Origin of the sequence: Streptomyces sp. CA-251247 (assembly GCF_050952975.1) — a bacterium.
GTDB lineage: Bacteria > Actinomycetota > Actinomycetes > Streptomycetales > Streptomycetaceae > Streptomyces > Streptomyces achmelvichensis.
In genome coordinates this window covers 6,259,308-6,281,385 of sequence record NZ_CP191861.1, presented here as the reverse complement: position 1 = coordinate 6,281,385, position 22,078 = coordinate 6,259,308, and the positions used below count along the sequence as shown (strand labels likewise).

The following is a 22,078-nucleotide window of genomic DNA, read 5'->3' as shown; positions in this document are numbered from 1 at the left end:
ACGGCAACCCTTGCCGCGGGCCCGCCGTCGAACCGGTGACACTCACCGATGTCCCTGGGGGGCCGACATGCGGGCTCGACGTACGTTCGCGGCACTGCTGCTCACCGCTTCACTCGCCGTCGCCGGATGCAGCGGCGGGGCGAGCGACGACAAGGGGGAGAGCGCGGCCGGTCCGGCCGCACGGGAGGGGGCGGCAGGGTCCGCCGCGGACAGGGCGGAGTCCGACGCGCAGCACGCCGCGCCGAAGAAGCCCGTCTCCCTCGCGCCGGCGCACATCATCCGTACCGCGGCGCTGGAGGTGGAGGTCGCGGACGCGCAGAAGGCCCTGGCCTCCGCCCGCAGCGCCGTCGAGATGGCCGGGGGTCATGTCGCCGACGAGTCGACGGAACGGATCGACGACACACATGTGGCTTCGCGGGTCGTGCTGCGCGTGCCGCAGGAGAAGTACGACGAGGTGCTGTCGACACTGGCGGGCACGGGCAGGCTGCTGTCCCGCAAGGCGGACGCCAAGGACGTCACCGACCAGGTCGTGGACGTGGAGAGCCGGATCGCCACCCAGCGGGCGAGCGTGGCCCGGGTGCGGGCACTGATGGACCGGGCCACCAAGCTCGACGACATCGTCGCGCTCGAAGGCCAGCTGAGCAGCCGTCAGGCGGATCTGGAGTCGCTGCTCGCGCAGCAGGCCGCGCTCAAGGACCGCACCACGCTGGCGACGATCACCCTCTCGCTCTCCGAAAAGGAGAAGGAGGAGGAGCAGCGCGACGACGACCCGGGCTTCATGGACGCGCTCGGCGGCGGCTGGGACGCGCTGGTGGCCACGGGCCGCTGGGCGGGCGTCGTGATCGGCGCGGTGGCCCCGTTCGCCGCGGTGCTCGTCCTGCTGTACGCGCTCTGGCGGTGGGGGGTACGGCCGCGGCTTCCGCGGCGTGCGGCCACCACGCCGGCGGCGCCCGCGCATCTGCCGTGGCCGGGTGACAGCAATGCGGGTGGCACGGGGTCCGGCCCGGCGCGCGGCCCTGGCCAGGACTGAACCGCCGCTCCCCCGTAGCGTGTTCCCATGGCAACAGAGCGACTGGTGATCGTCGGGGGCGATGCGGCGGGCATGTCCGCCGCATCGCAGGCACGCAGGCTCAAGGGCCCGGAGGAGCTGGAGATCGTCGCGTTCGAACGCGGCCACTTCAGCTCGTTCTCGGCCTGCGGGATCCCGTACTGGGTCGGCGGTGACGTACCCGAACGGGACCGGCTGATCGCCCGTACGCCCGAGGAGCACCGCGAGCGCTCCATCGGTCTGCGCATGCGCACGGAGGTCACGGAGATCGATGTCGCCGGCAGCCGGGTGCGCTCGCGTGACCTGGAGAGCGGCGAGGTGGCCTGGACGGGCTACGACAAGCTGGTGATCGCGACCGGCGCCCGCCCGGTCCGCCCGCCGCTGCCGGGCATCGACGCGCCCGGGGTGCACGGCGTGCAGAACCTGGACGACGGTCAGCAGCTGCTGGACACGCTCGCCGGCACCGAGGGGCGCCGCGCGGTGGTGGTCGGCGCGGGCTACATCGGCGTCGAGATGGCCGAGGCGATGCTGAAGCGCGGCTTCGAGGTGACCGTGCTCAACCGCGGCGAGCAGCCGATGATCACTCTCGACCCGGACATGGGCCGGCTCGTCCACACCGCGATGGACAACATGGGCATCACGACGGTGAACGAGGCCGAGGTCACCAAGGTCCTCACCGGTGAGGACGGCCGGGTCCGCGCGGTGGCGACGGAGGACAGGGAGTATCCGGCGGACGTGGTGATCCTCGGCATGGGGGTGCGGCCGGAGACGACCCTCGCCGAGGCCGCGGGGCTGCCGCTCGGTGCGTACGGCGGGCTGCTCACCGATCTGGCCATGCGGGTCCGCGGCCACGACAACATCTGGTCGGGCGGTGACTGCGTCGAGGTGCTCGACCTGGTCTCGGGCCGCGAGCGGCACGTCCCGCTGGGCACACACGCCAACAAGCACGGCCAGATCATCGGGTCGAACGTCGGCGGCGGGTACGGGACGTTCCCGGGCATCGTCGGTACGGCGGTGAGCAAGGTGTGCGAGCTGGAGATCGCGCGGACCGGTCTGCGCGAGAAGGACGCGGCCGAGGTCGGACTCCAGTACGTCACCGCGACGATCGAGTCGACGAGCCGGGCGGGCTACTACCCGGACACGGCGCCCATGACGGTGAAGATCCTCGCCGAGCGCCGCACGGGCCGGCTGCTGGGCACCCAGATCGTCGGCCGGGAGGGTGCGGGCAAGCGGGTCGACATCGCGGCGGTGGCGCTGACGGCCGGGATGACGGTGGAGCAGATGACGGCCCTGGACCTGGGCTACGCACCGCCGTTCTCACCAGTGTGGGACCCGGTCCTGGTCGCGGCCCGCAAGGCGGTGGCGGCGGTCCGCAAGGCGGGCTGATCCCGGTCCGAACCCCTGCCGTGACCGGACTTCGGCCCGGTCACGGCGACGAGGAAAACTAACGGACGGTCCGCTCGTGGACGAACTCCACGAGCCGGGTCAGGGCGTCCGGGTCCGTCGTCGGGAGCACCCCGTGGCCCAGGTTGAAGATGTGGCCCTCGAGGTCCGACGCCGCGTCCAGCACCTCCCGGGTCTTCGTCTCGACGGCCTCGCGGGTGGAGAAGAGAACCGCCGGGTCGAGATTGCCCTGGAGCGCCTTGCCGGGGCCGACGCGGCGCGCGGCCTCGTCCATCGGGACGCGCCAGTCGACACCCACGACGTCGGCCCCGGCCTCGCCCATCAGACCGAGCAGTTCGCCCGTGCCCACGCCGAAGTGGATACGGGGCACGCCGTACGAGGCGACCGCGTCGAACACCTTCGCCGACGCCGGCATCACCGAGCGCCGGTAGTCCGCGGGGGCCAGCGCGCCCACCCACGAGTCGAACAGCTGCACCGCACTGGCGCCCGCCTCGATCTGCACCTTGAGGAACGCGGACGTGATCTCCGCGAGCCGGTCCAGCAGATCCGCCCACAGCTGCGGATCGCCGTACATCAGCGCCTTGGTGTGCTCGTGGTTGCGTGAGGGGCCGCCCTCGACGAGATAGCTCGCAAGAGTGAAGGGCGCACCGGCGAAACCGATGAGCGGGGTGGAACCGAGCTCCTGGGTGAGCATGCCCATCGCCTCGGTGACGTACCAGACGTCCTCGGGCGTGAGATCGCGCAGCCGGTCCAGGTCGGCCCGGGTGCGGATCGGATCGGCGACGACGGGTCCGACGCCGGGCTTGATGTCGAGGTCGATGCCGATCGCCTTGAGCGGGACGACGATGTCGCTGAAGTAGATCGCTGCGTCGACCTTGTGGCGCCGTACGGGCTGCAGCGTGATCTCGGTGACGAGCTCGGGACGCATGCAGGACTCGAGCATCGGGATGCCCTCGCGGACCTTCAGGTACTCGGGCAGTGAGCGGCCCGCCTGCCGCATGAACCAGACCGGCGTGTGCGGCACCGGCTCGCGCCTGCACGCCTTGAGAAAGGCGGAGTCGTACGTCTTCGGCTGCTGGCCCGAGGGGCGTTCGTTGGCGCTCACGTCCCAAATCTTCGCACGTACACCTGAAGTGGCTGCCCCGGCCCGGGTGTCCCTCCCTGCGCCGAGCCCCCGTTCCGCCTACTCTTCCCCGCATGGCTGCGGCTCAGGGACAGTTTTCTGATCATCCGGATCATTCCAACGGCGCTGATGCGACGGACAGCGCGGAGGGGAATGCCGTCCCTCGCGCGTTCTCGCAGGCGGTCGACGCGCTGCGGGCCGCACGGCTGCGCCCCGAGATCGAGGTGGATCCGGCCCGGCCGCCAAAGCGGCTCGCCCCGCATGCGTACGCGCTGGAGGCGGCGGTGGTCGACGGCGAGGACGATCTCGCCGACGGACGTCTTGTGCTGCTGCACGACCCGGCCGGCCACGATGCCTGGCAGGGCACGTTCCGGATGGTGACGCTGGTGCGGGCGGAGCTCGAACCGGAGATGGCCGCCGACCCGTTGCTTCCGGAGGTGTGCTGGTCGTGGCTGACGGGCGCGCTGGAAGCGCGCGGACTTTCGTACGGTGAGCCGAGCGGCACCGTCACCCGCGCGGGGTCTCACTATTTCGGTGGACTCTCCGACCGGCGGCCGGCGACGCAGATCGAGATCCGTGCGTCCTGGACACCGCGCGAGGGTCACGGCGGGGTGCCGGACTCGGGCGCACACCTCGCTGCCTGGTGCGATCTGCTCTGTCAGATCGCGGGGCTGCCGCCGACGCCGGCCGGTCCGGCGGACGCGGTGACGGGCGTGGTCTCCCTTCCCCAGCGGCGGGGCCCGCAGCATCGGTGACGTTCACCCCCCGCACGGCCCGCGACACTGTGCGCGGGCCGTGCTTCGTGCCGTGCCCGCACCGCTCTCCCCACCGGGCCTCGCACGAACGGCCTGATGAGCTCGCTCGTAGGATGATCGATCACCTGTCCGAATTGCCCCAATTGTTACTCACTAAATCGTGATCATTCTCTAAAGGCGGCCGGGTTCGGTGCCGAAGAGGTCAGTGACCTAACTGCACGGTTTCGCCCCGGCTTCCCCGAGCCGGCCCCGTCCCGCACCTTCCCCAGGAGGCCTGGTGTCCGTTCTTCTCGAGCAGCCCGCAAGCCTGGTCGCCTACCGCCCGAACAAGCCGACGGCCATGGTCGTCGTGGCCGACCCGCGCGTCCGCTCCACCGTCACCCGCCACCTGTGGGCCCTCGGAGTACGTGACGTGATCGAGGCGTCGTCCATCGCGGAGGCCCGTCCCCGCGTCGGCAACCCGCGCGACATCTGCGTTGCCGACGTCCACCTGCCCGACGGTTCCGGGCTGACCCTCCTGTCCGAGACCCGCGCGGCCGGCTGGCCGAACGGTCTGGCCCTGTCCGCGGCCGACGACATCGGCGCCGTGCGCAACGCGCTCGCCGGCGGCGTCAAGGGGTACGTCGTCACCGGTACCCGTACGAACATCGGTCACCCCACCCGTCCCGGCGCGGCGCCCATCGGCGCCGGAGCCGGCCGACTGCACCGCCGCCCCCCGGGTGCCCCGAGCCACCCGGGCGGCTACCGCGAGCTCTCCGGCCGTGAGGTCGAGGTGCTCCGGCTCGTCGCCGAAGGCCAGTCGAACAAGGCCATCGGCGTCTCGATGGGCCTGTCCGCGCTCACCGTCAAGAGCCACCTCGCCCGCATCGCCCGCAAGCTCGGCACGGGCGACCGTGCCGGCATGGTCGCCGTCGCCCTGCGCACCGGCATCATTCACTGATCGCTCCACATTTCTTTCGCGCCCGTCGACGGAACGTTCCGTCGACGGGCGCTGTCCGTTCACAGATACCCTTGACACGTGACCGACGCCCAAGAGACCGCAGCAGAGACCGCACTGCGAACCGCCGGGGGCGCTCCCCCGGACGACGGCGTCGCAGCCGAAGAAGTACCGATCCCCTTGCTGGAGCCCCGCGAGGGGATCCCGCCGGTGGTCGCCGACGCCGATGCGCTGGCCGAAGTGATCGCCGCGTTCGCCGCCGGCACCGGCCCGGTCGCCGTCGACGCGGAGCGCGCGTCCGGCTACCGCTACGGCCAGCGTGCCTATCTCGTACAGCTGCGCCGTGAGGGCGCGGGCAGCGCGCTGATCGATCCGATCGGCTGCCCCGATCTGTCCGGTCTGGGCGAGGTGCTGTCCGGCACGGAGTGGATCCTGCACGCCGCGACACAGGACCTGCCGTGCCTGCGCGAAATAGGCATGCTCCCCACCCGGCTCTTCGACACCGAGCTGGCCGGGCGGCTCGCCGGCTTCCCCCGGGTCGGGCTCGGCGCGATGGTGGAGTCCGTCCTCGGTTTTGCCCTGGAGAAGGGCCACTCCGCCGTCGACTGGTCGACCCGCCCGCTCCCCGAGCCGTGGCTGCGCTACGCCGCGCTCGACGTCGAGCTGCTGATCGATCTGCGCGATTCACTGGAGAAGGAGCTGGACCGGCAGGGCAAGCTGGAGTGGGCCCAGCAGGAGTTCGACGCGATCGCCTCGGCGCCGCCCGCTCCCCCGCGCAAGGACCCCTGGCGGCGGACGTCCGGCATGCACAAGGTGCGCAGGCGGCGTCAGATGGCCGTCGTACGGGAGCTGTGGACGACCCGGGACCGGGTGGCACAGCGGCGGGACGTGTCACCGGGCAAGGTGCTGGGCGACGGCGCGATCGTGGAGGCGGCGCTCGCCCTCCCGGCGAATGTTCAGGCACTGACCGCGCTGCCCGGGTTCGGGCACCGGATGGGCCGGCGGCAGCTGGAGCAGTGGCAGGCGGCGGTCGACCGGGCGAAGGCACTGCCCGACGCCGAGCTGCCGCAGCCGGGCCAGCAGCTGAACGGCCCGCCGCCGCCGCGGTCCTGGGCCGACAAGGACCCGGCCGCCGCCGCACGTCTGACGGCGGCGCGGGCGGCGGTGTCCGCGCTCGCGGAGGAGCTGAACCTGCCGCAGGAGAATCTGATCACTCCGGACACGGTCCGGCGCGTGTGCTGGGAACCGCCGGCGCAGCCGTCGGTCGAGGCGGTGGCGCAGGCGCTGGCGTCGTACGGGGCGCGGCCGTGGCAGATCGAGCAGGTGGCGCCGCTGCTGACGCGCGCGCTGGCGGCGACGGCGACGACCTGACGCAACGGGACCCCGCGCCTCCGGCCCCGCCGCGATCGAGGCGCGCGGTCCGGTCGGGATCCCGCGAGAACCCGCGCACGCCGCGGGCCGGCACACCCTTGCGGGCCTGTCCTCCCCTCCCGACGGGCTGGATGTTCCGGGCCTGCCGGCCATCGAGGCCCGGGGCCACAACCCCCCATGCATCCGCACACCGGAACGGCTGAAGCGCCTCACCCCGGTGTGACGTTCGCCGCTCCCGCCGCTTGGGGTGGGCAGCTTGGTTACCCACAAGTAGCATGGCCGGAGGAAAGCGCGCGCTCAGCGCGCCCCGCAGCAGTGCCACCCCGCACCCTGGAGGAGAGCCATCGTGCCTCGTACCGTCAGGGACGTCGTCTTCGTCGACGGCGTCCGCACCCCGTTCGGCAAGGCGGGCCCGAAGGGCATTTACCACGAGACCCGGGCCGACGATCTCGTCGTGAAGGCGATCCGGGAGCTGCTGCGCCGCAACCCGGACCTCGACCCCGCGAAGATCGACGAGGTGGCGATCGCCGCGACCACGCAGATCGGTGACCAGGGCCTGACCATCGGCCGCACCGCCGGCATCCTCGCGGGTCTGCCGCAGTCCGTGCCCGGCTACTCGATCGACCGCATGTGTGCCGGCGCCCTGACCGCCGTCACCTCCGTCGCGGGCAGCGTGGCCTTCGGTGCGTACGACATCGCCGTCGCCGGCGGTGTCGAGCACATGGGCCGCCACCCCATGGGTGAGGGCGTCGACCCGAACCCGCGGTTCGTGAGCGAGAAGCTCGTCGACGAGTCCGCCCTGTTCATGGGCATGACCGCGGAGAATCTGCACGACCGCTACCCGCACATCACCAAGCAGCGCGCCGACGAGTACGCCGTGCGCTCGCAGGAGAAGGCGGCGAAGGCGTACGCGAACGGCAAGATCCAGCAGGACCTGGTGCCGATCTCGGTCCGCCGCACCAACCCCGAGGCCGGCGAGACCGGCTGGGGCCTGGTCACGCAGGACGAGCCGATGCGGCCCGGCACCACGCTGGAGAGCCTCGCGGGTCTGAAGACCCCCTTCCGTGTGCACGGCCGGGTCACCGCGGGCAACGCCGCCGGTCTCAACGACGGTGCCACCGCCTCGCTCATCGCGTCCGAGGAGTTCGCGCGCGAGAACAACCTGCCGGTCAAGATGCGTCTCGTCTCGTACGCCTTCGCCGGCGTCGAGCCCGAGGTGATGGGCTACGGTCCGATCCCGGCCACCGAGAAGGCGCTGGCCAAGGCGGGCCTGTCGATCGAGGACATCAACCTCTTCGAGGTCAACGAGGCCTTCGCCGTCCAGGTGCTCGCCTTCCTCGACCACTACGGCATCGCCGACGACGACGCACGCGTCAACCAGTACGGCGGCGCGATCGCGTACGGCCACCCGCTGGCCTCCTCCGGTGTCCGTCTGATGACGCAGCTGGCCCGCCAGTTCGAGGAGCAGCCCGAGGTCCGCTACGGCCTCACCACGATGTGCGTCGGCTTCGGCATGGGCGCGACGGTCATCTGGGAGAACCCGCACTTCGACGGAGGCACCAAGTGAGCACCACCACGGAACTCCTGAAGGGCGCGGCCGAGCTGTTCCCGGACGAGGTCGTCACGCAGGCGCACGTACGCCACCTCGACCTGCCCGGCGCCGGCCGGTTCGCGCTGATCACGCTCGACAACGGCCTGGACCACACCAAGCCGACCACCTTCGGTCCGCAGTCGCTCGCGAATCTCGACGCCGCGATCGACCAGGTCGAGAAGGAGGCGTCGGAGGGCTCGATCACCGGCGTCGGCATCACCGGCAAGCCGTTCATCTTCGCCGTCGGCGCCGACCTCAAGGGTGTGGAGCTGCTCAAGGAGCACTCCGACGCGCTCGCCATCGGCAAGGGCGGCCACGACGTCTTCAAGCGTCTGTCCCACCTCGCGGTGCCGACCTTCGCGTACTACAACGGCGCGGCGATGGGCGGCGGTGTCGAGGTCGGTCTGCACTGCTCGTACCGCACCGTCTCGCAGGCCATCCCCGCCTTCTCGCTGCCCGAGGTCTTCCTCGGTCTCGTCCCCGGCTGGGGCGGCTGCGCACTGCTGCCGAACCTGATCGGCCCGGAGCGCGCGGTCTCGGTCATCATCGAGAACTCGCTCAACCAGAACAAGCAGCTCAAGGGCGCGCAGGTCTTCGAGCTCGGCATCGCCGACGCGATCTTCGAGGGCGCCGACTTCCTGGAGCAGTCGCTGCTGTGGACGGCGTCCGTCCTCAAGGGCGAGATCGTCGTCGAGCGTGCGGAGATCGACCGCGGTGACGCCTGGGACCAGGCCGTCGCCCGTGGCCGTGCCATCGCCGACTCCAAGGTGCACGGCGCCGCCCCGGCCGCCTACCGCGCCCTGGACATCGTCGCGGCCGCCAAGGACGGCGACCTCCAGGCCGGCTTCGACGCCGAGGACACCGCGCTGGCCGACCTGATCATGGGCGGCGAACTGCGCAGCGGTATCTACGCCTTCAACCTGGTGCAGAAGCGGGCCAAGCGTCCCGCGGGCGCCCCGGACAAGAGCCTGGCGCGCCCGGTCACCAAGGTCGGCGTCGTGGGCGCGGGCCTGATGGCCTCCCAGCTGGCGCTGCTGTTCCTGCGCCGCCTCGAGGTGCCGGTCGTCCTGACCGACATCGACCAGGAGCGCGTCGACAAGGGTGTGGGCTACGTCCACGCCGAGATCGACAAGCTGCTCGGCAAGGGCCGCGTCAACCAGGACAAGGCCAACCGCCTGAAGGCCCTGGTCTCCGGTGTGCTGGACAAGGCGGAGGGCTTCTCCGACGCCGACTTCATCATCGAGGCCGTCTTCGAGGAGATCGGCGTCAAGCAGCAGGTGTTCGCCGAGGTGGAGGCCGTCGCCCCCGCCCACGCGATCTTCGCCACCAACACCTCCTCGCTGTCCGTCACCGAGATGGCGTCGAAGCTCCAGCACCCCGAGCGGGTCGTCGGCTTCCACTTCTTCAACCCGGTCGCGGTCCTGCCGCTGCTGGAGATCGTCCGCGGCGAGCAGACGGACGACGCCTCGCTCGCCACCGCGTTCGGTGTCGCGAAGAAGCTGAAGAAGACCGCGGTCCTGACGAAGGACGCCCCGGCGTTCGTCGTGAACCGCATCCTGACCCGCTTCATGGGCGAGATCCAGAACGTCATCGACGAGGGCACCCCGGTCGCCACCGCCGAGAAGGCGATCGAGCCGCTCGGACTGCCGATGTCGCCGCTGGTCCTGCTGGAGCTCGTCGGCCCGGCGATCGGTCTGCACGTCTCCGAGACCCTCAACCGCGCCTTCCCGGACCGGTTCACGGTCTCGGCGAACCTGGCCGCGGTGGTCAAGGCCGGCAAGCGCGGCTTCTACGTCTACGATTCCGGCAAGCCGGAGCTGGACCCCGAGGTCGCCGCGCTCCTCCAGCAGGGCGACTCCGTCCTCACCGAGGAGCAGGTCCGCGACCGCGTTCTCGACGCGGTGGCGCAGGAGATCGGTCTGATGCTGGACGAGGGTGTCGTGGCCGAGGCCCAGGACATCGACCTCTGCCTGATCACCGGCGCCGGCTGGCCCTTCCACCTGGGCGGCATCACGCCGTACCTGGACCGTGAGGGTGTCTCCCAGCGGGTGAACGGCAAGCCGTTCCTGGCGCAGGGCGTCGCGAGCGTCCCCGCCTAGTCGTACCGCTGACGAAGGCCCCGGCACCTCTCTCGGTGCCGGGGCCTTCGCATGTCACGCTGGCTGTATGGAACCCCTGCTGATCGTCGATGCGGCCAACGTCATCGGATCCGTGCCGGACGGCTGGTGGCGGGACCGGCGCGGGGCCGTGGAGCGACTGCGCGACCGGCTGCCGCAGGTCGCCGCCGCCGGGCTGCCGACGCATCCCGGTCCCCTCGACGTGGTGCTCGTCGCGGAGGGGGCCGCGCGGGGTGTGGAGAGCATCCCCGCGGTACGGGTCTCCTCGGCACCCGGCAGCGGTGACGACCGGATCGTGGAGCTGGTCGCCGAGGCGGACGCCGGCCGGGACATCGTGGTGGTCACCGCCGACCGGGAACTGCGGCGGCGGGTCGAGGCGCTCGGCGCCGGCTGCGTGGGTCCCCGAGCGCTTCAGCCGCCGGACGAGCGGACGTAGAGCACCGCGCCGTCGATCTCGTCGGGGAGCGGTTCGTAGTGCCGCTCCAGGAGCCTGCGCAGGGTCGGGACGCGTTCGGGGGCGAACGGTTTGCCGCGGGAGTCGTCGACGATCAGCGCCGGCGGGTGGGTGCGCATCTCGTCGGCGAACGTGGGCCAGGCCCCGTCCACCCCGTACTTCTCCCCCACCTGGGGGCCGTTGCGGCCGCCGCTGTAGTTGGTGAGCAGTCCGGCCGTCAGAAAGCGGCTGGCGGGCGGCCGGTCGGCGAGCCAGTACGTCTCCGGGTGTATCCCCCACACGAGAACGCTCTCAGCGGGGCCTGTGCGGGCCTGTACGGCCGTCGCGAGGCGCTGGGCGTGGGCCAGCTCCGGACGAGGCGTCAGCGTCCCCCACAGGAGGAACAGGGCGCAGCCGCAGGCCGACCACAGCAGCGCGGACGCCAGCCGGTGACGCGGCAGGATCTGCAGCGCGCCCGTCGCCAACAGGGCCAGCGGCGGGATCAGTTGCAGGTAGTAGTGCCCGAAGAAGTGGAAACCCAGCAGCACGGCGGCCGCCGAGGACGCCAGCCACAGCCAGAGGTCGCCCACGCCCGTGCGCGCACTGCGCAGCACCCGCACGACCGGCGGGACCAGTCCCGCGCAGGCGACCGAGAGCAGCGCCGTGTTGGCCACGGCCCGGGACAGGACGTGCAGTTCGGAGCCGGTGAACGAGGCGTACGCCCCTGATCCGGTGACCGTCCAGAACAGAAAGCCGGACGGGTCGGTGAGCAACGCGGCGGCCAGCACCGGCAGGGCGAATCCCAGGGCCGTGCGCAGCAGGGCGCTGCGGTGCACCGGCGCGGTCTGCCAGAGCAACCACAGGACCGGGCCGAGGACGGCTCCGCCGGTCTGCTTGGTGAGGAACGCCCCCGCCACCGCGACGCCCGCGGCGCCCCAGCGGCCGCGGTCCGCGTACCGGACGGCCGCGGCCGTGAACGGCAGTATGAAGACCTCGAAGGTGGCGGCCTGGGCGTCCTCGGGGTTCAGACCGATGGACACCAGCAGATACAGCACGCCCGCGGTGCGCCCGGCGCGGTCGCCCCAGCGGCGGCGGGCGATGCTGGCGAGCAGTGCGGCGGTGACGAGCTGGGCGAGGACCGCGAGGACTCTCACCGAGCGCAGCGACTCGTCGCCGAACAGCGCGAACAGCATCTCGTAGAGCAGCGGCAGCAGGGGCGGCTTGCGGTCGACGACCGTCTCGTACAGCGCTCCGCCGTCCGCCAGTATCCGCGCCTGGACGGCGAGATAGCCCTCGTCCGGGCTCCACAGCCGGTGCCCGAAGGACGGGAGGCGGGTGACGAGCGCGAGCAGGCCGAGGGCCGGAAGCAGGCGCCGCCAGTAGTGGAGACGGCGCGCCGGGGCCGGTACCCGGCGGCGCTGCCGGGGCAGGGACCGCGCGGGGACGCGGCGTAGCGAGGATGGCGGCTCCGCCGGCATGAGTGCCTTTCCGGGTCAGGGTGCAGGCCCGGAAACGCACAGTATCCGGCCCCGCAGGTCCTGCCGGGGCAGGACATACGGGGCCGGTGCGAAAGGTGGCGCTGTTACTGCTGCTGAGCGGGGGTGCGGCCCGCCGGGCTACTTGGGGTTCCCGTCACCCGGGAGGGATCCGCCGTGCCCGGCTCGCGTCTGCAACCGGCTGTGCCCGCGGCCGTAGAGGTAGTACACGACCACACCGATCACCATCCAGACGCCGAACCGCAGCCAGGTCTCGGTCGGCAGGTTCAGCATCAGCCAGATCGACGCCCCGATGGAGATGATGGGGAGCGCCGGCACCCACGGGGTGCGGAAGGCGCGGTGCAGGTCGGGGCGGGTGCGGCGGAGGACGATGACGCCGAGGGCCACGATCACGAAGGCGAAGAGCGTGCCGATGTTCACCAGGGCCGCGAGCGCCTCGAGGCTGGTGAAGCCCGCGATGACGGCGATGACGCAGCCGAGCACGATGGTCGCCCGGTGGGGGGTCCGGAACTTCGGGTGGGTGACGGAGAAGAAGCGCGGCAGCAGCCCGTCACGGCTCATCGCGAAGAACACCCGGGTCTGGCCCAGGAGCAGGATCATGCAGACGGTGATGAGGCCCACGACCGCGCCGAGGCTGATGGCACCGGCGAAGAAGGGCTGGTCGACGGACTTGAAGGCGTCGGCGAGCGGCGCGGTCGCCGACATCTCCTTGTAGTTCTGCATACCGGTGACGACGAGCGTCACGGCCACGTAGAGCACGGTGCAGATGACCAGCGAGCCCAGGATGCCGCGGGGCATGTCCCGCTGGGGGTTCTTGGTCTCCTCCGCCGCGGTGGCGACGACGTCGAACCCGATGAAGGCGAAGAAGACGATGGACGCCGCGGTGAAGATGCCCATGACGCCGAAGTTGGTGGGGTCGTAGCCGAACAGCACCTGCACCAGCGGCGCCGTGAGACCGCCCCCCGTGTCCTGCGCCTCGGCCGGCGGGATGAACGGGGTGTAGTTGTCGGCCTTGATGAAGAACGCGCCCGCGACGATGACCAGCAGGACCACGGTGACCTTGATCGCGACGACGATCGCGGTGATCCGGGCGGACAGTTTCATGCCGATGACCAGGATGACGGTCAGCGCCAGGATGAGCAGGAAGGCCAGCAGGTCGAAGTGCCCTCCCGCATCGGGTCCCGACAGCGCGGCGGGCATCTGCCAGCCGAGATTGGTGTCCAGGAGGTGCCGCGCGTACCCGGACCAGCCGACCGCCACCACGGCGGTGCCGAGAGCGAACTCCAGGACCAGGTCCCAGCCGATGATCCAGGCCGGCAGTTCGCCGATGGAGGCGTAGGAGAACGTGTACGCGGAACCTGCCACCGGCACGGTGGAGGCGAACTCCGCGTAGCAGAGCGCCGCCAGTGCGCAGACGACGCCGGCGACGACGAAGGACAGGGCGGTCGCGGGCCCGGCGTTCTCCTTGGCCGCGATACCCGTGAGGACGAAGATGCCCGTGCCGATGATGACGCCGACGCCGAAGACGGTCAGGTCCCAGGCGGAGAGGGACTTCTTCAGCGCATGCTCTGGCTCTTCGGTGTCGCGGATCGACTGCTCGACCGTCTTGGTCCGGAAGATGCCCTTTCTGCCTGCTGGGCCGCCTGCAGGGTCTGTCTGTGTGCTCACCGTGCACCTCCACGCTTGACGTCCCCGACATCATCGGGACGGTGGGTGGTCCACGGGCGGCCGTCAAAGCACGCTTCACGCGAAGGGGCCGGTAGGACCACCCCACCAGGGTGACCCTCCGGCCCCTATTCATGCACGCTGTGCAGCGCCATTCGCGTCAACCGGGTGACGGTCAGTCGCGGGCGGGCTCCACGGCCTCGCTGTCGAAGCGGCCGTCGAGCCTGGCCACGAGACCCGTCACCTGACGGGCGATGTCCGGCGCCGTCAGGCCGATCTCGGCCATGACCTCCTTGCGGGAGGCGTGGTCGAGGAAGCGCGGCGGGATGCCGAAGTCTCGCAGCGGGACATCGACGCCGGCGTCCCGCAGCGCCTGGGCGACGGCGGAGCCGACGCCGCCGACCCTGCTGTTGTCCTCGACGGTGACGACGACCCGGTGCAGCTCGGCGAGCGGCGCGAGGGCCTCGTCGACCGGCTTGACCCAGCGGGGGTCGACCACGGTGGTGGAGATGCCCTGCTTGTCGAGGAGATCGGCGATCTCCAGGCACATCGGGGCGAGCGCGCCGACGGAGACGAGCAGCACGTCGGGGTCGGCCACCTTCGCCTCCCGCAGGACGTCCATGCCTCCGACCCGGCCCACGGCCTGCACCGAGGGGCCGACGGCGCCCTTGGAGAACCGCACGACGGTCGGCGCGTCGTCGACCTCGACCGCCTCACGCAGCTGGGCCCGCACCTGGTCCGCGTCGCGGGGGGCGGCGATCCGCAGGCCGGGGACGACCTGAAGGATCGACATGTCCCACATGCCGTTGTGCGAGGCGCCGTCGGTGCCGGTGACACCGGCGCGGTCCAGCACGAACGTGACGCCGCACCGGTGCAGGGCCACGTCCATCAGGACCTGGTCGAACGCGCGGTTGAGGAAGGTGGCGTAGACCGCGAAGACGGGGTGCACACCGCCGGTCGCCAGACCCGCCGCGGAGACCGCGCCGTGCTGCTCGGCGATGCCGACGTCGTAGACACGGTCGGGGAAGGCCTTGGCGAACCTGTCGAGCCCGACCGGCTGGAGCATCGCGGCGGTGATCGCCACGATGTCCTCCCGCTCCTTGCCGAGCTCGACCATCTCCTCGCCGAACACGGAGGTCCAGTCGAGTCCCGAGCTGGCGATCGGCAGTCCGGTGTCGGGGTGGATCTTGCCCACCGCGTGGAAGCGGTCCGCCTCGTCCTGGAGGGCGGGCTGGTAACCGCGGCCCTTCTCGGTGAGGCAGTGCACGATCACGGGCCCGCCGAAGCGCTTGGCGCGGGCGAGGGCGGACTCCAGTGCCTCGATGTCGTGGCCGTCGATGGGGCCGACGTACTTCAGTCCCAGGTCCTCGAACATGCCCTGCGGGGCGATGAAGTCCTTGAGGCCCTTCTTGGCGCCGTGCAGGGTCTCGTAGAGCGGCCTGCCGACGACGGGGGTGCGCTCCAGGATGTCCTTGCCGCGGGCGAGGAAGCGCTCGTAGCCGTCGGTCGTCCGCAGGGTGGCGAGGTGGTTGGCCAGGCCGCCGATCGTGGGCGCGTAGGAACGCTCGTTGTCGTTGACGACGATGACGAGGGGGCGGTCCTTGGCGGCGGCGATGTTGTTCAGCGCCTCCCAGGCCATACCGCCGGTCAGCGCGCCGTCACCGATGACCGCGACGACGTGGTCGTCCTTGCGGAGCACCTCGTTGGCCTTGGCGAGGCCGTCCGCCCAGCCGAGCACCGTGGAGGCGTGGGAGTTCTCGATGACGTCGTGGTCGGACTCGGCCTGCGACGGGTAGCCGGAGAGGCCGCCCTTCATCTTGAGCCGGGAGAAGTCCTGACGGCCGGTGAGGAGCTTGTGCACGTAGCTCTGGTGACCGGTGTCCCACAGGACCTTGTCCTTCGGGGACTCGAAGACCCGGTGGAGAGCGATGGTCAGCTCGACGACGCCGAGGTTGGGACCGAGGTGTCCGCCGGTCTTGGAGACCGCGTCGACGAGAAAGGTCCGGATCTCTGCGGCCAGCTGATCCAGCTGCTCCGGGCTGAGCCGGTCCAGATCGCGCGGTCCCTTGATACGGGTAAGCAAAGCCACCCGTGCCTCCTTGACTGTTGAGCTGGTCGAGCGTGCCGATTCGTCGAGTCTAATGTTCCGCGACGGACCGCAGTCATCGGGCGGTGCGTTCCGCATCACTCCAACGGCCCAGACGCAGCAGTGCCCGACACCGTGTCACGGTGCCGGGCACTGGCTGGTTGTGCTACGCGCGACCTGCGGTCTTCTGCGTCTTGCGGGTGATCGAGTCGATCACGACGGTGGCCAGCAGCACACCACCGGTGATCATGTACTGGATCGGGGTGGCGATGCCCTCGAGAGCCAGTCCGTACTGGATCGAGACGATGACCATGACGCCGAGGAGGGCGTTCCAGGTCCGGCCCCGGCCGCCGAAGAGGCTGGTGCCGCCGATGACGGCCGCCGCGATGACGTTCATCAGCAGGTCACCGGCGCCGGCGCTCTGGTTCGCCGCCGCGATCTTGGAGGCCCAGAACAGGCCGCCGATGGCCGCGAAGGTGCCGGCGAGCGAGAAGACGGAGATCCGGATGGCCGTGACGTTGATACCGGCACGCCGCGAGGCCTCCACGCTGCCGCCGAGCGCGAAGATCTTCCGGCCGTAGGTGGTACGGCGGAGGACGAAGTCCGTGATCACGAGGACGGCCAGGAACAGGACCAGCGCCAGCGGCAGGCCCTTGTACTGGTTGAACATGATCGCGCCGGCGAAGGCGATCACGGCCAGGGCCACGGTGCGCACCACGATGTCGACGAGCGGCCGGGACGGGATGCCGGCGGCCGCACGGCGGCGGTTGTCGAAGAAGCTGGAGAGGAAGAAGCCGGCCACGGCGACCGCGGCCAGACCGTAGGCGGCGGCCACGTCGGTGAAGTAGTACGTGGTCAGCTTGCCGACGACACCTTCGCCGTCCAGGTTGATCGTGCCGTTCGTGCCGAGCAGCTGGAGCATGAAGCCGAGCCAGAACAGCAGGCCGGCCAGCGTGACGGCGAACGCGGGGGCGCCGATCCGGGCGAAGAAGAAGCCGTGGAGCGCACCGATGGCGGCGCCGCTGACCACCGCGACGAGGATCGCGAGCCACTCGTTCATGCCGTGGGTGACACTCAGCACCGCGACGACGGCGCCGGAGACACCGCTGACGGAGCCGACCGACAGGTCGATCTCACCGAGCAGCAGGACGAAGATGATGCCGACCGCCATCATGCCGGTGGCGACCATCGTGACCGCGATGTTGCTGAGGTTCTCGGCGGAGAGGAAGTTCGAGTTCAGGCTCTGGAAGATCGCGCCGATGATGATCAGACCGACGACGACCGGAATCGAGCCCAGGTCACCGGCGTGCATCTTGCGCTTGAACTCGGAGAAGTAGCCCGCGAGGCCCTGCTCGCGCACCAGCAGCCGCGGGTCGACCGCGGTGACGGCGGCCTTGGCGGCTTCCGGGTTCACGACGGGCGCGTCCGCAGGCGCGCCGGTCGTCGTGGAGGTCTTGTCGATGTTCACTTCTGAACCTCCGCGTTGCGCGCCGCACGACGGGTCACGGCGTTGTCCGTGGCGCCGGTGATGGCGGAGATGATCTCTTCCTGCGACGTGGACTTCACGTCGAAGACACCGTTGTTGCGCCCGAGGCGCAGGACGGCGACCTTGTCGGCGACGGCCTTGACGTCAGCCATGTTGTGGCTGATCAGGATCACCGCGTGGCCGCGCTCGCGCAGCCGCTCGACGAGGTCGAGGACCTGGGCGGTCTGCTCGACACCGAGGGCCGCGGTCGGCTCGTCGAGGATGACGAGCTTGGGCTCGCCGAGCATCGAACGGGCGATGGCCACCGTCTGGCGCTGACCACCGGACAGCGAGGCGATCGGGATGCGCACGCTGGGGATGCGGATCGACAGCGTGTTCAGGAGCTCGAGTGCACGACGCTCCATCTCGACCTCGTTGAGAATGCCGCGCTTGCGGATCTCCCGGCCGAGGTAGAGGTTTCCGACAACGTCGATGTTGTCGCACAGCGCGAGGTCCTGGTAGACGGTCGCGATGCCCAGGGCCTGGGCGTCGTGCGGACGGTTGATCGACACCGACTTGCCGTCCCACTCGATGACGCCGTCATCGATGGGGTGCACGCCGGCGATCGTCTTGACCAGCGTGGACTTTCCGGCGCCGTTGTCGCCCACCAGGGCTACGACCTCTCCGGAGTGGACCTCAAGCTCTACGTCGGTGAGCGCCTGGACGGCACCGAATCGCTTGGAGACCCCTCGCAACGCCAACACGGGCGTAGCGGACACGTGAACCATCTCCTTCGCCGCCTGACCGGCGGGGATGCCGCGCCGGGGTGTGGCGCGGAGGCTGAGCAGCAGGGAACAGGGGCGAAGCGATCCGTCCGGCGCCCCGCCCCATCAGCGGGGTGGTTGGGATGGGGCGGGGCGCCGGACAGGCTTCTGCGGGTGCGGGCCCGGACGGGCCCACGGCCTTACTTCAGGCCCGCCGCGTCACAGGCGGCCTTGTACTTCGGGGTGCAGATCTCCTGGACGGTGTAGACGCCGTCCTTGATGACCGTGTCGTTGATGTTGTCCTTGGTCAGCGAGACGACCGGGACGAGCACGGTCGGGACGCCCTTGGTGGTGGGGCTGTCCACGGTGTCCTTGGCGATCGAGTCGAGCTTCTCGCCCTTGGCGAGCGCGACAGCCATCTCGGCGGCGGCCGCGGCCTCCGGCTGGTACGGCTTGTAGACGCTCATGAACTGCTCACCCGCGACGATGCGCTGCACACCGGCGAGCTCGGCGTCCTGGCCGGTGACCGGCGGGAGCGGGGAGATGCCGGCGGCCTTGAGGGCGGTGATGATGCCGCCCGCCATGCCGTCGTTGGCGGAGTAGACGCCGACGATCTTGTTCTTGCCGAGGGCCGAGATCGCCGCCTCCATGTTGGCGTTGGCGTTCTCCGGCTTCCACTCCTTGGTGTCGTACTCCTTGCCGACGGTGACCTTGCCCTCGAGCTCGGCCTTCGCACCCTTCTTGAAGAGCGCGGCGTTCGGGTCGGTGATCGCACCGTTCATCATGACGATGGAACCGGCCTTGGCCTTGGTGCCCAGCGCTCCGAGGAGCGCCTTGCCCTGGACGTGGCCGACCTCTTCGTTGTCGAACGAGGTGTAGGCGTCAATCGGACCCTCGGCGAGACGGTCGAAGGCGACGACGGGGATGCCCGCCTCCTTGGCCTTCTTGACGCCACCGGCTATGGCCTTGGAGTCGACAGCGTCGACGATCAGAACGTCGACCTTGTTGGTGATCATGGTGTCGACCTGCTGCGTCTGCAGAGTCGCGTCCTGCTTGGCGTTGGCGTAGACGACCTTCGCCTTGCCGTTCGTCAGCTCGCCGACCTTCTTCTCGATCAGCGGCTTGTCGAACTTCTCGTAGCGCGCGGTCTGGTTCTCCGGCAGCAGCAGACCGACCGTGATGTCGTCGCCCTTCGCGGCGCCCGACTCCTTGGCCTTGTCGCCGGACTCCTTCGCGCTGCCACAGGCAGCGAGCGAGACGGCCATGGCGGTGGCGGCAGTAGCAACGGCGGCACGACGCAGATGTGCGTTCATCTGTGGAAACCTCCCTGACGGGGCCGCGTCGTTGCGGCCGAGGTGGCTGGAAGTCAACTCGGCCCCGGTGCCAGCGTCAAGGAGTAAATCCTTAACGAGATGACAACGGTGCCATTCGTTATCTAAGTGAAGGCAGGCGCACTGGTCGGCAGAGCGCTGTCAAGAAGGGTCGAATCGCCCATTTCGCTGAGCACCAGAGCCAGCGCGCCCAGCACCTCGGCCCGTCCGCCGAGGGCGCCCGGTGCCACCGACAGCTGCCGCGCGGCGCTGGGGATGGCGTACCGGGAGACGGACTCACGAATGGGTCCCAGAACCAATTCTCCGGCCTCCGCGAGGTCCCCGCCCAGTACTACGCGGCTCGGGTTCAGGAGATTGCAGAGATTGGCCACGCCGCTGCCGATGTGGCGGCCCACATCGGCGACGACCCGGCGGCAGCCGGGGTCGCCCTCCCGGGCCAGCTGGACCACGCGTTCCATGGTCAGATCGACGCCGTGGCTGGACTGGAGCAGCGGCAGAACGTAGCGGGCCGCGGCGAATGTCTCGAGGCAGCCGCGGTTGCCGCAGCGGCACACGGGACCGGACTCGTCCAGGGTGATGTGGCCGATCTCCCCGGCCGTGCCGCCCGGCCCGCGGTAGATCTGGCCGTCGATCACCAGACCGGCGCCGACACCGCTGGCGACCTTGATGTACGCGAGGTCCCGCACCCCCCGTCCGCTGCCCCAGACCAGCTCGCCGAGGGCGCCGAGGTTGGCGTCGTTGTCCACGTAGACCGGGACGCCGAGCCGTCCCGAGAGCTCCTCGCTGGGGTTTATCCCCGTCCAGCCCGGCAGGATCGAGGTGGAGCCGAGGGTGCCGGACTCCACGTCGATGGGACCGGGCACACCGAGGCCCACGCCGATCACCTTGTCCGGGCCGATCCCGGTCGCCGAGATCAGCCGGTTGACCAGCTGTTCGGCCCGCCCGAAGCCCTGCGCGGAAGAGGCGTCGACATCGAGCGGCTCCGACTCCTCGGCCAGCACCTGGTGGGCGAGATTGCCGACGGCGACCCGCAGATGCGTATGGCCGAAGTCGACGCCGATCACGATGCCCGCGTCACCGCTGAGGGAGACGCTGCGGGCCCGCCGGCCGCCGGCGGAGGTGGGTGTGACCTCGACGGTGCCGCCGTCTTTCAGTTCGCGAACGATGTTGGAGACCGTGGCCGCGGACAGGCCGGTGCTCCTCGCGATCTCGGCCTGCGTCAGCGAGCCCGCCATGCGGACCGCGCGCACAACCCGTTCGAGGTTGGCCCGGTGCAGAGATGTCTGCGATCCCGGAGTCTCCATTGACTCATCCACTCCTGCCCCCGGTGGGCGGCACGACGGCCGCCCCCGGCCGGAATCCCCGTGAGGCAATCCCGACGTCTCTCCAACTTGTGAACTCTAAGCTGAACGCCCAGGGGGTTATCCCGTCAAGACCTTGAGCGGCGCGAGGGACACCCGCGCACCGGTTGTACAGGGCAACGGTACGGCGAATGCCCCGGCGGGAAGGCCCGCCGGGGCACGGCCGTCGCTTCGGCACGGACGGGCTACTTGATCGCGCCGGCCGTCAGTCCCGCCACCACCTGACGCTGGAAGATGATGTACGCGGCAAGCACCGGCAGCATCGCCATCACCAGACCGGCGAACAGTCCGGACCAGTCGCCCTTGTACCCCTGGCTCACGGCCAGCTCCACCAGACCCTGCGAGAGCACCTTGCGGTCCGGGTCCGTGTTGAGCACGGTCGGCAGCATGTACTGGTTCCACTGCCCGAGGAAGTTGAAGATGCCGACGCTGATCAGTCCCGGCTTGGCCATCGGCAGCATGACCTGGAAGAAGGTCCGGGTGTGCGACGCGCCGTCGATCATCGCGGCCTCGGCCACCGACGAGGGCAGCGTCCGGAAGAAGGCGGTCAGGAAGAAGACCGTGAACGGCAGCGAGTAGGCGATGTAGACGAGGATCAGACCGTGCAGCGTGTTCAGCAGGCTGACGTTGTTCAGCACGTAGAACAGCGGCACCAGCGCCAGCATGATCGGGAAGCTCATTCCTCCGATGAAGAGGAAGTAGATGAAGCGGTTCCCGGGGAAGTCGAAGCGCGCCAGGACGTACGCGGCCATGGAGCCGAACAGCAGCGTGCCGATCAGCGAACCGCCCACGACCAGGATGGTGTTGAGGAAGTAGTCGCTCATGTGCGCCTGGCTCCAGGCGCGCGACCAGTTCTCGAAGTGCAGCGAGTCGGGCAGCGACCACGGCGAGGTGAAGATCGCCCGGTCCGTCTTGAAGGACGTCATCACCGCCCACAGCAGCGGCAGCACGACCATGATCGCCCAGATGACGAGCACGCCGTGCGAGAAGACGTTGAGCACGCTGCCCGAGGTCTTCTTGGCGGGGGCGGCGGGCTGCACCTTCGTCTTCATGACCGGCGGGCGGACCTCGGAGACACCGGCGGGCGGCGCGTCAGTGGATTTCACCGGAAATCACCTCGTACTGTCGTGC

General features: G+C 70.2%; 17 protein-coding genes. 8 read left to right on the top strand and 9 right to left on the bottom strand.

Annotated features, from left to right (window positions below; translation table 11 throughout):
- Nucleotides 1–67 precede the first annotated feature (67 nt).
- Together ACQPWZ_RS27835 and ACQPWZ_RS27830 are read left to right on the top strand one after the other, a co-directional pair.
- Nucleotides 68–1,030, top strand: a complete 963-nt coding sequence (locus ACQPWZ_RS27835; RefSeq protein ID WP_433572653.1) for a DUF4349 domain-containing protein — start codon at nucleotides 68–70, stop codon at nucleotides 1,028–1,030.
- A 27-nt stretch (nucleotides 1,031–1,057) separates the two neighbouring features.
- Nucleotides 1,058–2,434 carry an FAD-dependent oxidoreductase gene (locus ACQPWZ_RS27830; protein WP_340475979.1) on the top strand — a complete coding sequence of 459 codons (1,377 nt, stop codon included), beginning with the start codon at nucleotides 1,058–1,060 and terminating at the stop codon, nucleotides 2,432–2,434.
- Nucleotides 2,435–2,492: 58 nt separating this feature from the next.
- Here ACQPWZ_RS27830 and hemE read toward each other — a convergent pair whose 3' ends face one another.
- The gene (gene hemE / locus ACQPWZ_RS27825) at nucleotides 2,493–3,557 is read right to left on the bottom strand and encodes a uroporphyrinogen decarboxylase (protein ID WP_383245583.1); all 1,065 of its coding nucleotides are present in this window, start codon (nucleotides 3,555–3,557) and stop codon (nucleotides 2,493–2,495) included.
- Between the two features lie 92 nt (nucleotides 3,558–3,649).
- On the opposite strand from hemE, the gene ACQPWZ_RS27820 reads away from it, so the two are divergent.
- The 6 genes from ACQPWZ_RS27820 (at nucleotide 3,650) to ACQPWZ_RS27795 (ending at nucleotide 10,782) form a co-directional block, all read left to right on the top strand.
- Entirely contained in the window at nucleotides 3,650–4,330 is a 681-nt protein-coding gene (locus tag ACQPWZ_RS27820) for a DUF3000 domain-containing protein (protein ID WP_340475977.1), read from the top strand.
- Nucleotides 4,331–4,607: 277 nt separating this feature from the next.
- Nucleotides 4,608–5,270 (top strand): helix-turn-helix transcriptional regulator, encoded by a 663-nt coding sequence (locus tag ACQPWZ_RS27815; protein ID WP_313943533.1) that lies wholly within the window; start codon nucleotides 4,608–4,610, stop codon nucleotides 5,268–5,270.
- A 78-nt stretch (nucleotides 5,271–5,348) separates the two neighbouring features.
- Nucleotides 5,349–6,638: a ribonuclease D gene (locus ACQPWZ_RS27810; protein ID WP_356702173.1), complete on the top strand. Its 1,290-nt coding sequence runs from the start codon at nucleotides 5,349–5,351 to the stop codon at nucleotides 6,636–6,638.
- A 346-nt stretch (nucleotides 6,639–6,984) separates the two neighbouring features.
- Nucleotides 6,985–8,205 carry a thiolase family protein gene (locus ACQPWZ_RS27805; protein ID WP_340475975.1) on the top strand — a complete coding sequence of 407 codons (1,221 nt, stop codon included), beginning with the start codon at nucleotides 6,985–6,987 and terminating at the stop codon, nucleotides 8,203–8,205.
- Nucleotides 8,202–10,328 carry a 3-hydroxyacyl-CoA dehydrogenase NAD-binding domain-containing protein gene (locus tag ACQPWZ_RS27800; protein ID WP_313943537.1) on the top strand — a complete coding sequence of 709 codons (2,127 nt, stop codon included), beginning with the start codon at nucleotides 8,202–8,204 and terminating at the stop codon, nucleotides 10,326–10,328. Before ACQPWZ_RS27805 ends, ACQPWZ_RS27800 begins: the two co-directional genes overlap by 4 nt.
- Nucleotides 10,329–10,395: 67 nt before the next feature.
- The gene (locus tag ACQPWZ_RS27795; protein WP_340475973.1) at nucleotides 10,396–10,782 is read left to right on the top strand and encodes an NYN domain-containing protein; all 387 of its coding nucleotides are present in this window, start codon (nucleotides 10,396–10,398) and stop codon (nucleotides 10,780–10,782) included.
- Here the strand turns inward: ACQPWZ_RS27795 and ACQPWZ_RS27790 are convergent.
- The 8 genes from ACQPWZ_RS27790 to ACQPWZ_RS27755 all read right to left on the bottom strand — a co-directional run bounded on the left by ACQPWZ_RS27790 (nucleotide 10,758) and on the right by ACQPWZ_RS27755 (nucleotide 22,053).
- A complete protein-coding gene (locus tag ACQPWZ_RS27790) occupies nucleotides 10,758–12,257 on the bottom strand; it encodes an ArnT family glycosyltransferase (protein ID WP_356702167.1) in 1,500 nt (499 codons plus the stop codon). The genes ACQPWZ_RS27795 and ACQPWZ_RS27790 overlap by 25 nt on opposite strands.
- Nucleotides 12,258–12,395: 138 nt before the next feature.
- Nucleotides 12,396–13,943, bottom strand: a complete 1,548-nt coding sequence (locus ACQPWZ_RS27785) for an amino acid permease (RefSeq protein ID WP_433572652.1) — start codon at nucleotides 13,941–13,943, stop codon at nucleotides 12,396–12,398.
- A gap of 172 nt (nucleotides 13,944–14,115) precedes the next feature.
- Entirely contained in the window at nucleotides 14,116–16,029 is a 1,914-nt protein-coding gene (gene dxs / locus ACQPWZ_RS27780) for a 1-deoxy-D-xylulose-5-phosphate synthase (RefSeq protein WP_340475970.1), read from the bottom strand.
- 163 nt (nucleotides 16,030–16,192) lie between these two features.
- Complete coding sequence (locus ACQPWZ_RS27775) at nucleotides 16,193–17,494, bottom strand: sugar ABC transporter permease (RefSeq protein ID WP_340475969.1); 1,302 nt, start codon at nucleotides 17,492–17,494, stop codon at nucleotides 16,193–16,195.
- Nucleotides 17,491–18,279, bottom strand: a complete 789-nt coding sequence (locus ACQPWZ_RS27770) for an ATP-binding cassette domain-containing protein (RefSeq protein ID WP_313943543.1) — start codon at nucleotides 18,277–18,279, stop codon at nucleotides 17,491–17,493. The genes ACQPWZ_RS27775 and ACQPWZ_RS27770 overlap by 4 nt, the downstream gene beginning before the upstream one ends.
- 176 nt (nucleotides 18,280–18,455) lie before the next feature.
- Nucleotides 18,456–19,568, bottom strand: a complete 1,113-nt coding sequence (locus ACQPWZ_RS27765) for a sugar ABC transporter substrate-binding protein (protein WP_340475968.1) — start codon at nucleotides 19,566–19,568, stop codon at nucleotides 18,456–18,458.
- 122 nt (nucleotides 19,569–19,690) lie between these two features.
- Nucleotides 19,691–20,890, bottom strand: a complete 1,200-nt coding sequence (locus ACQPWZ_RS27760) for an ROK family transcriptional regulator (protein WP_313943545.1) — start codon at nucleotides 20,888–20,890, stop codon at nucleotides 19,691–19,693.
- 242 nt (nucleotides 20,891–21,132) lie between these two features.
- Nucleotides 21,133–22,053 (bottom strand): carbohydrate ABC transporter permease, encoded by a 921-nt coding sequence (locus tag ACQPWZ_RS27755; RefSeq protein WP_383245559.1) that lies wholly within the window; start codon nucleotides 22,051–22,053, stop codon nucleotides 21,133–21,135.
- Between the last annotated feature and the right edge of the window lie 25 nt (nucleotides 22,054–22,078).

Bases quoted from the DNA above. Each gene is read 5' to 3' on its own strand.
- ACQPWZ_RS27835 (WP_433572653.1), top strand. From the start codon at position 68: ATGCGGGCTCGACGTACGTTCGCGGCACTGCTGCTCACCGCTTCACTC.
- ACQPWZ_RS27760 (WP_313943545.1), bottom strand. From the start codon at position 20,890: ATGGAGACTCCGGGATCGCAGACATCTCTGCACCGGGCCAACCTCGAA.
- ACQPWZ_RS27765 (WP_340475968.1), bottom strand. From the start codon at position 19,568: ATGAACGCACATCTGCGTCGTGCCGCCGTTGCTACTGCCGCCACCGCC.
- ACQPWZ_RS27795 (WP_340475973.1), top strand. From the start codon at position 10,396: ATGGAACCCCTGCTGATCGTCGATGCGGCCAACGTCATCGGATCCGTG.
- ACQPWZ_RS27830 (WP_340475979.1), top strand. From the start codon at position 1,058: ATGGCAACAGAGCGACTGGTGATCGTCGGGGGCGATGCGGCGGGCATG.
- ACQPWZ_RS27770 (WP_313943543.1), bottom strand. From the start codon at position 18,279: ATGGTTCACGTGTCCGCTACGCCCGTGTTGGCGTTGCGAGGGGTCTCC.
- ACQPWZ_RS27790 (WP_356702167.1), bottom strand. From the start codon at position 12,257: ATGCCGGCGGAGCCGCCATCCTCGCTACGCCGCGTCCCCGCGCGGTCC.
- ACQPWZ_RS27820 (WP_340475977.1), top strand. From the start codon at position 3,650: ATGGCTGCGGCTCAGGGACAGTTTTCTGATCATCCGGATCATTCCAAC.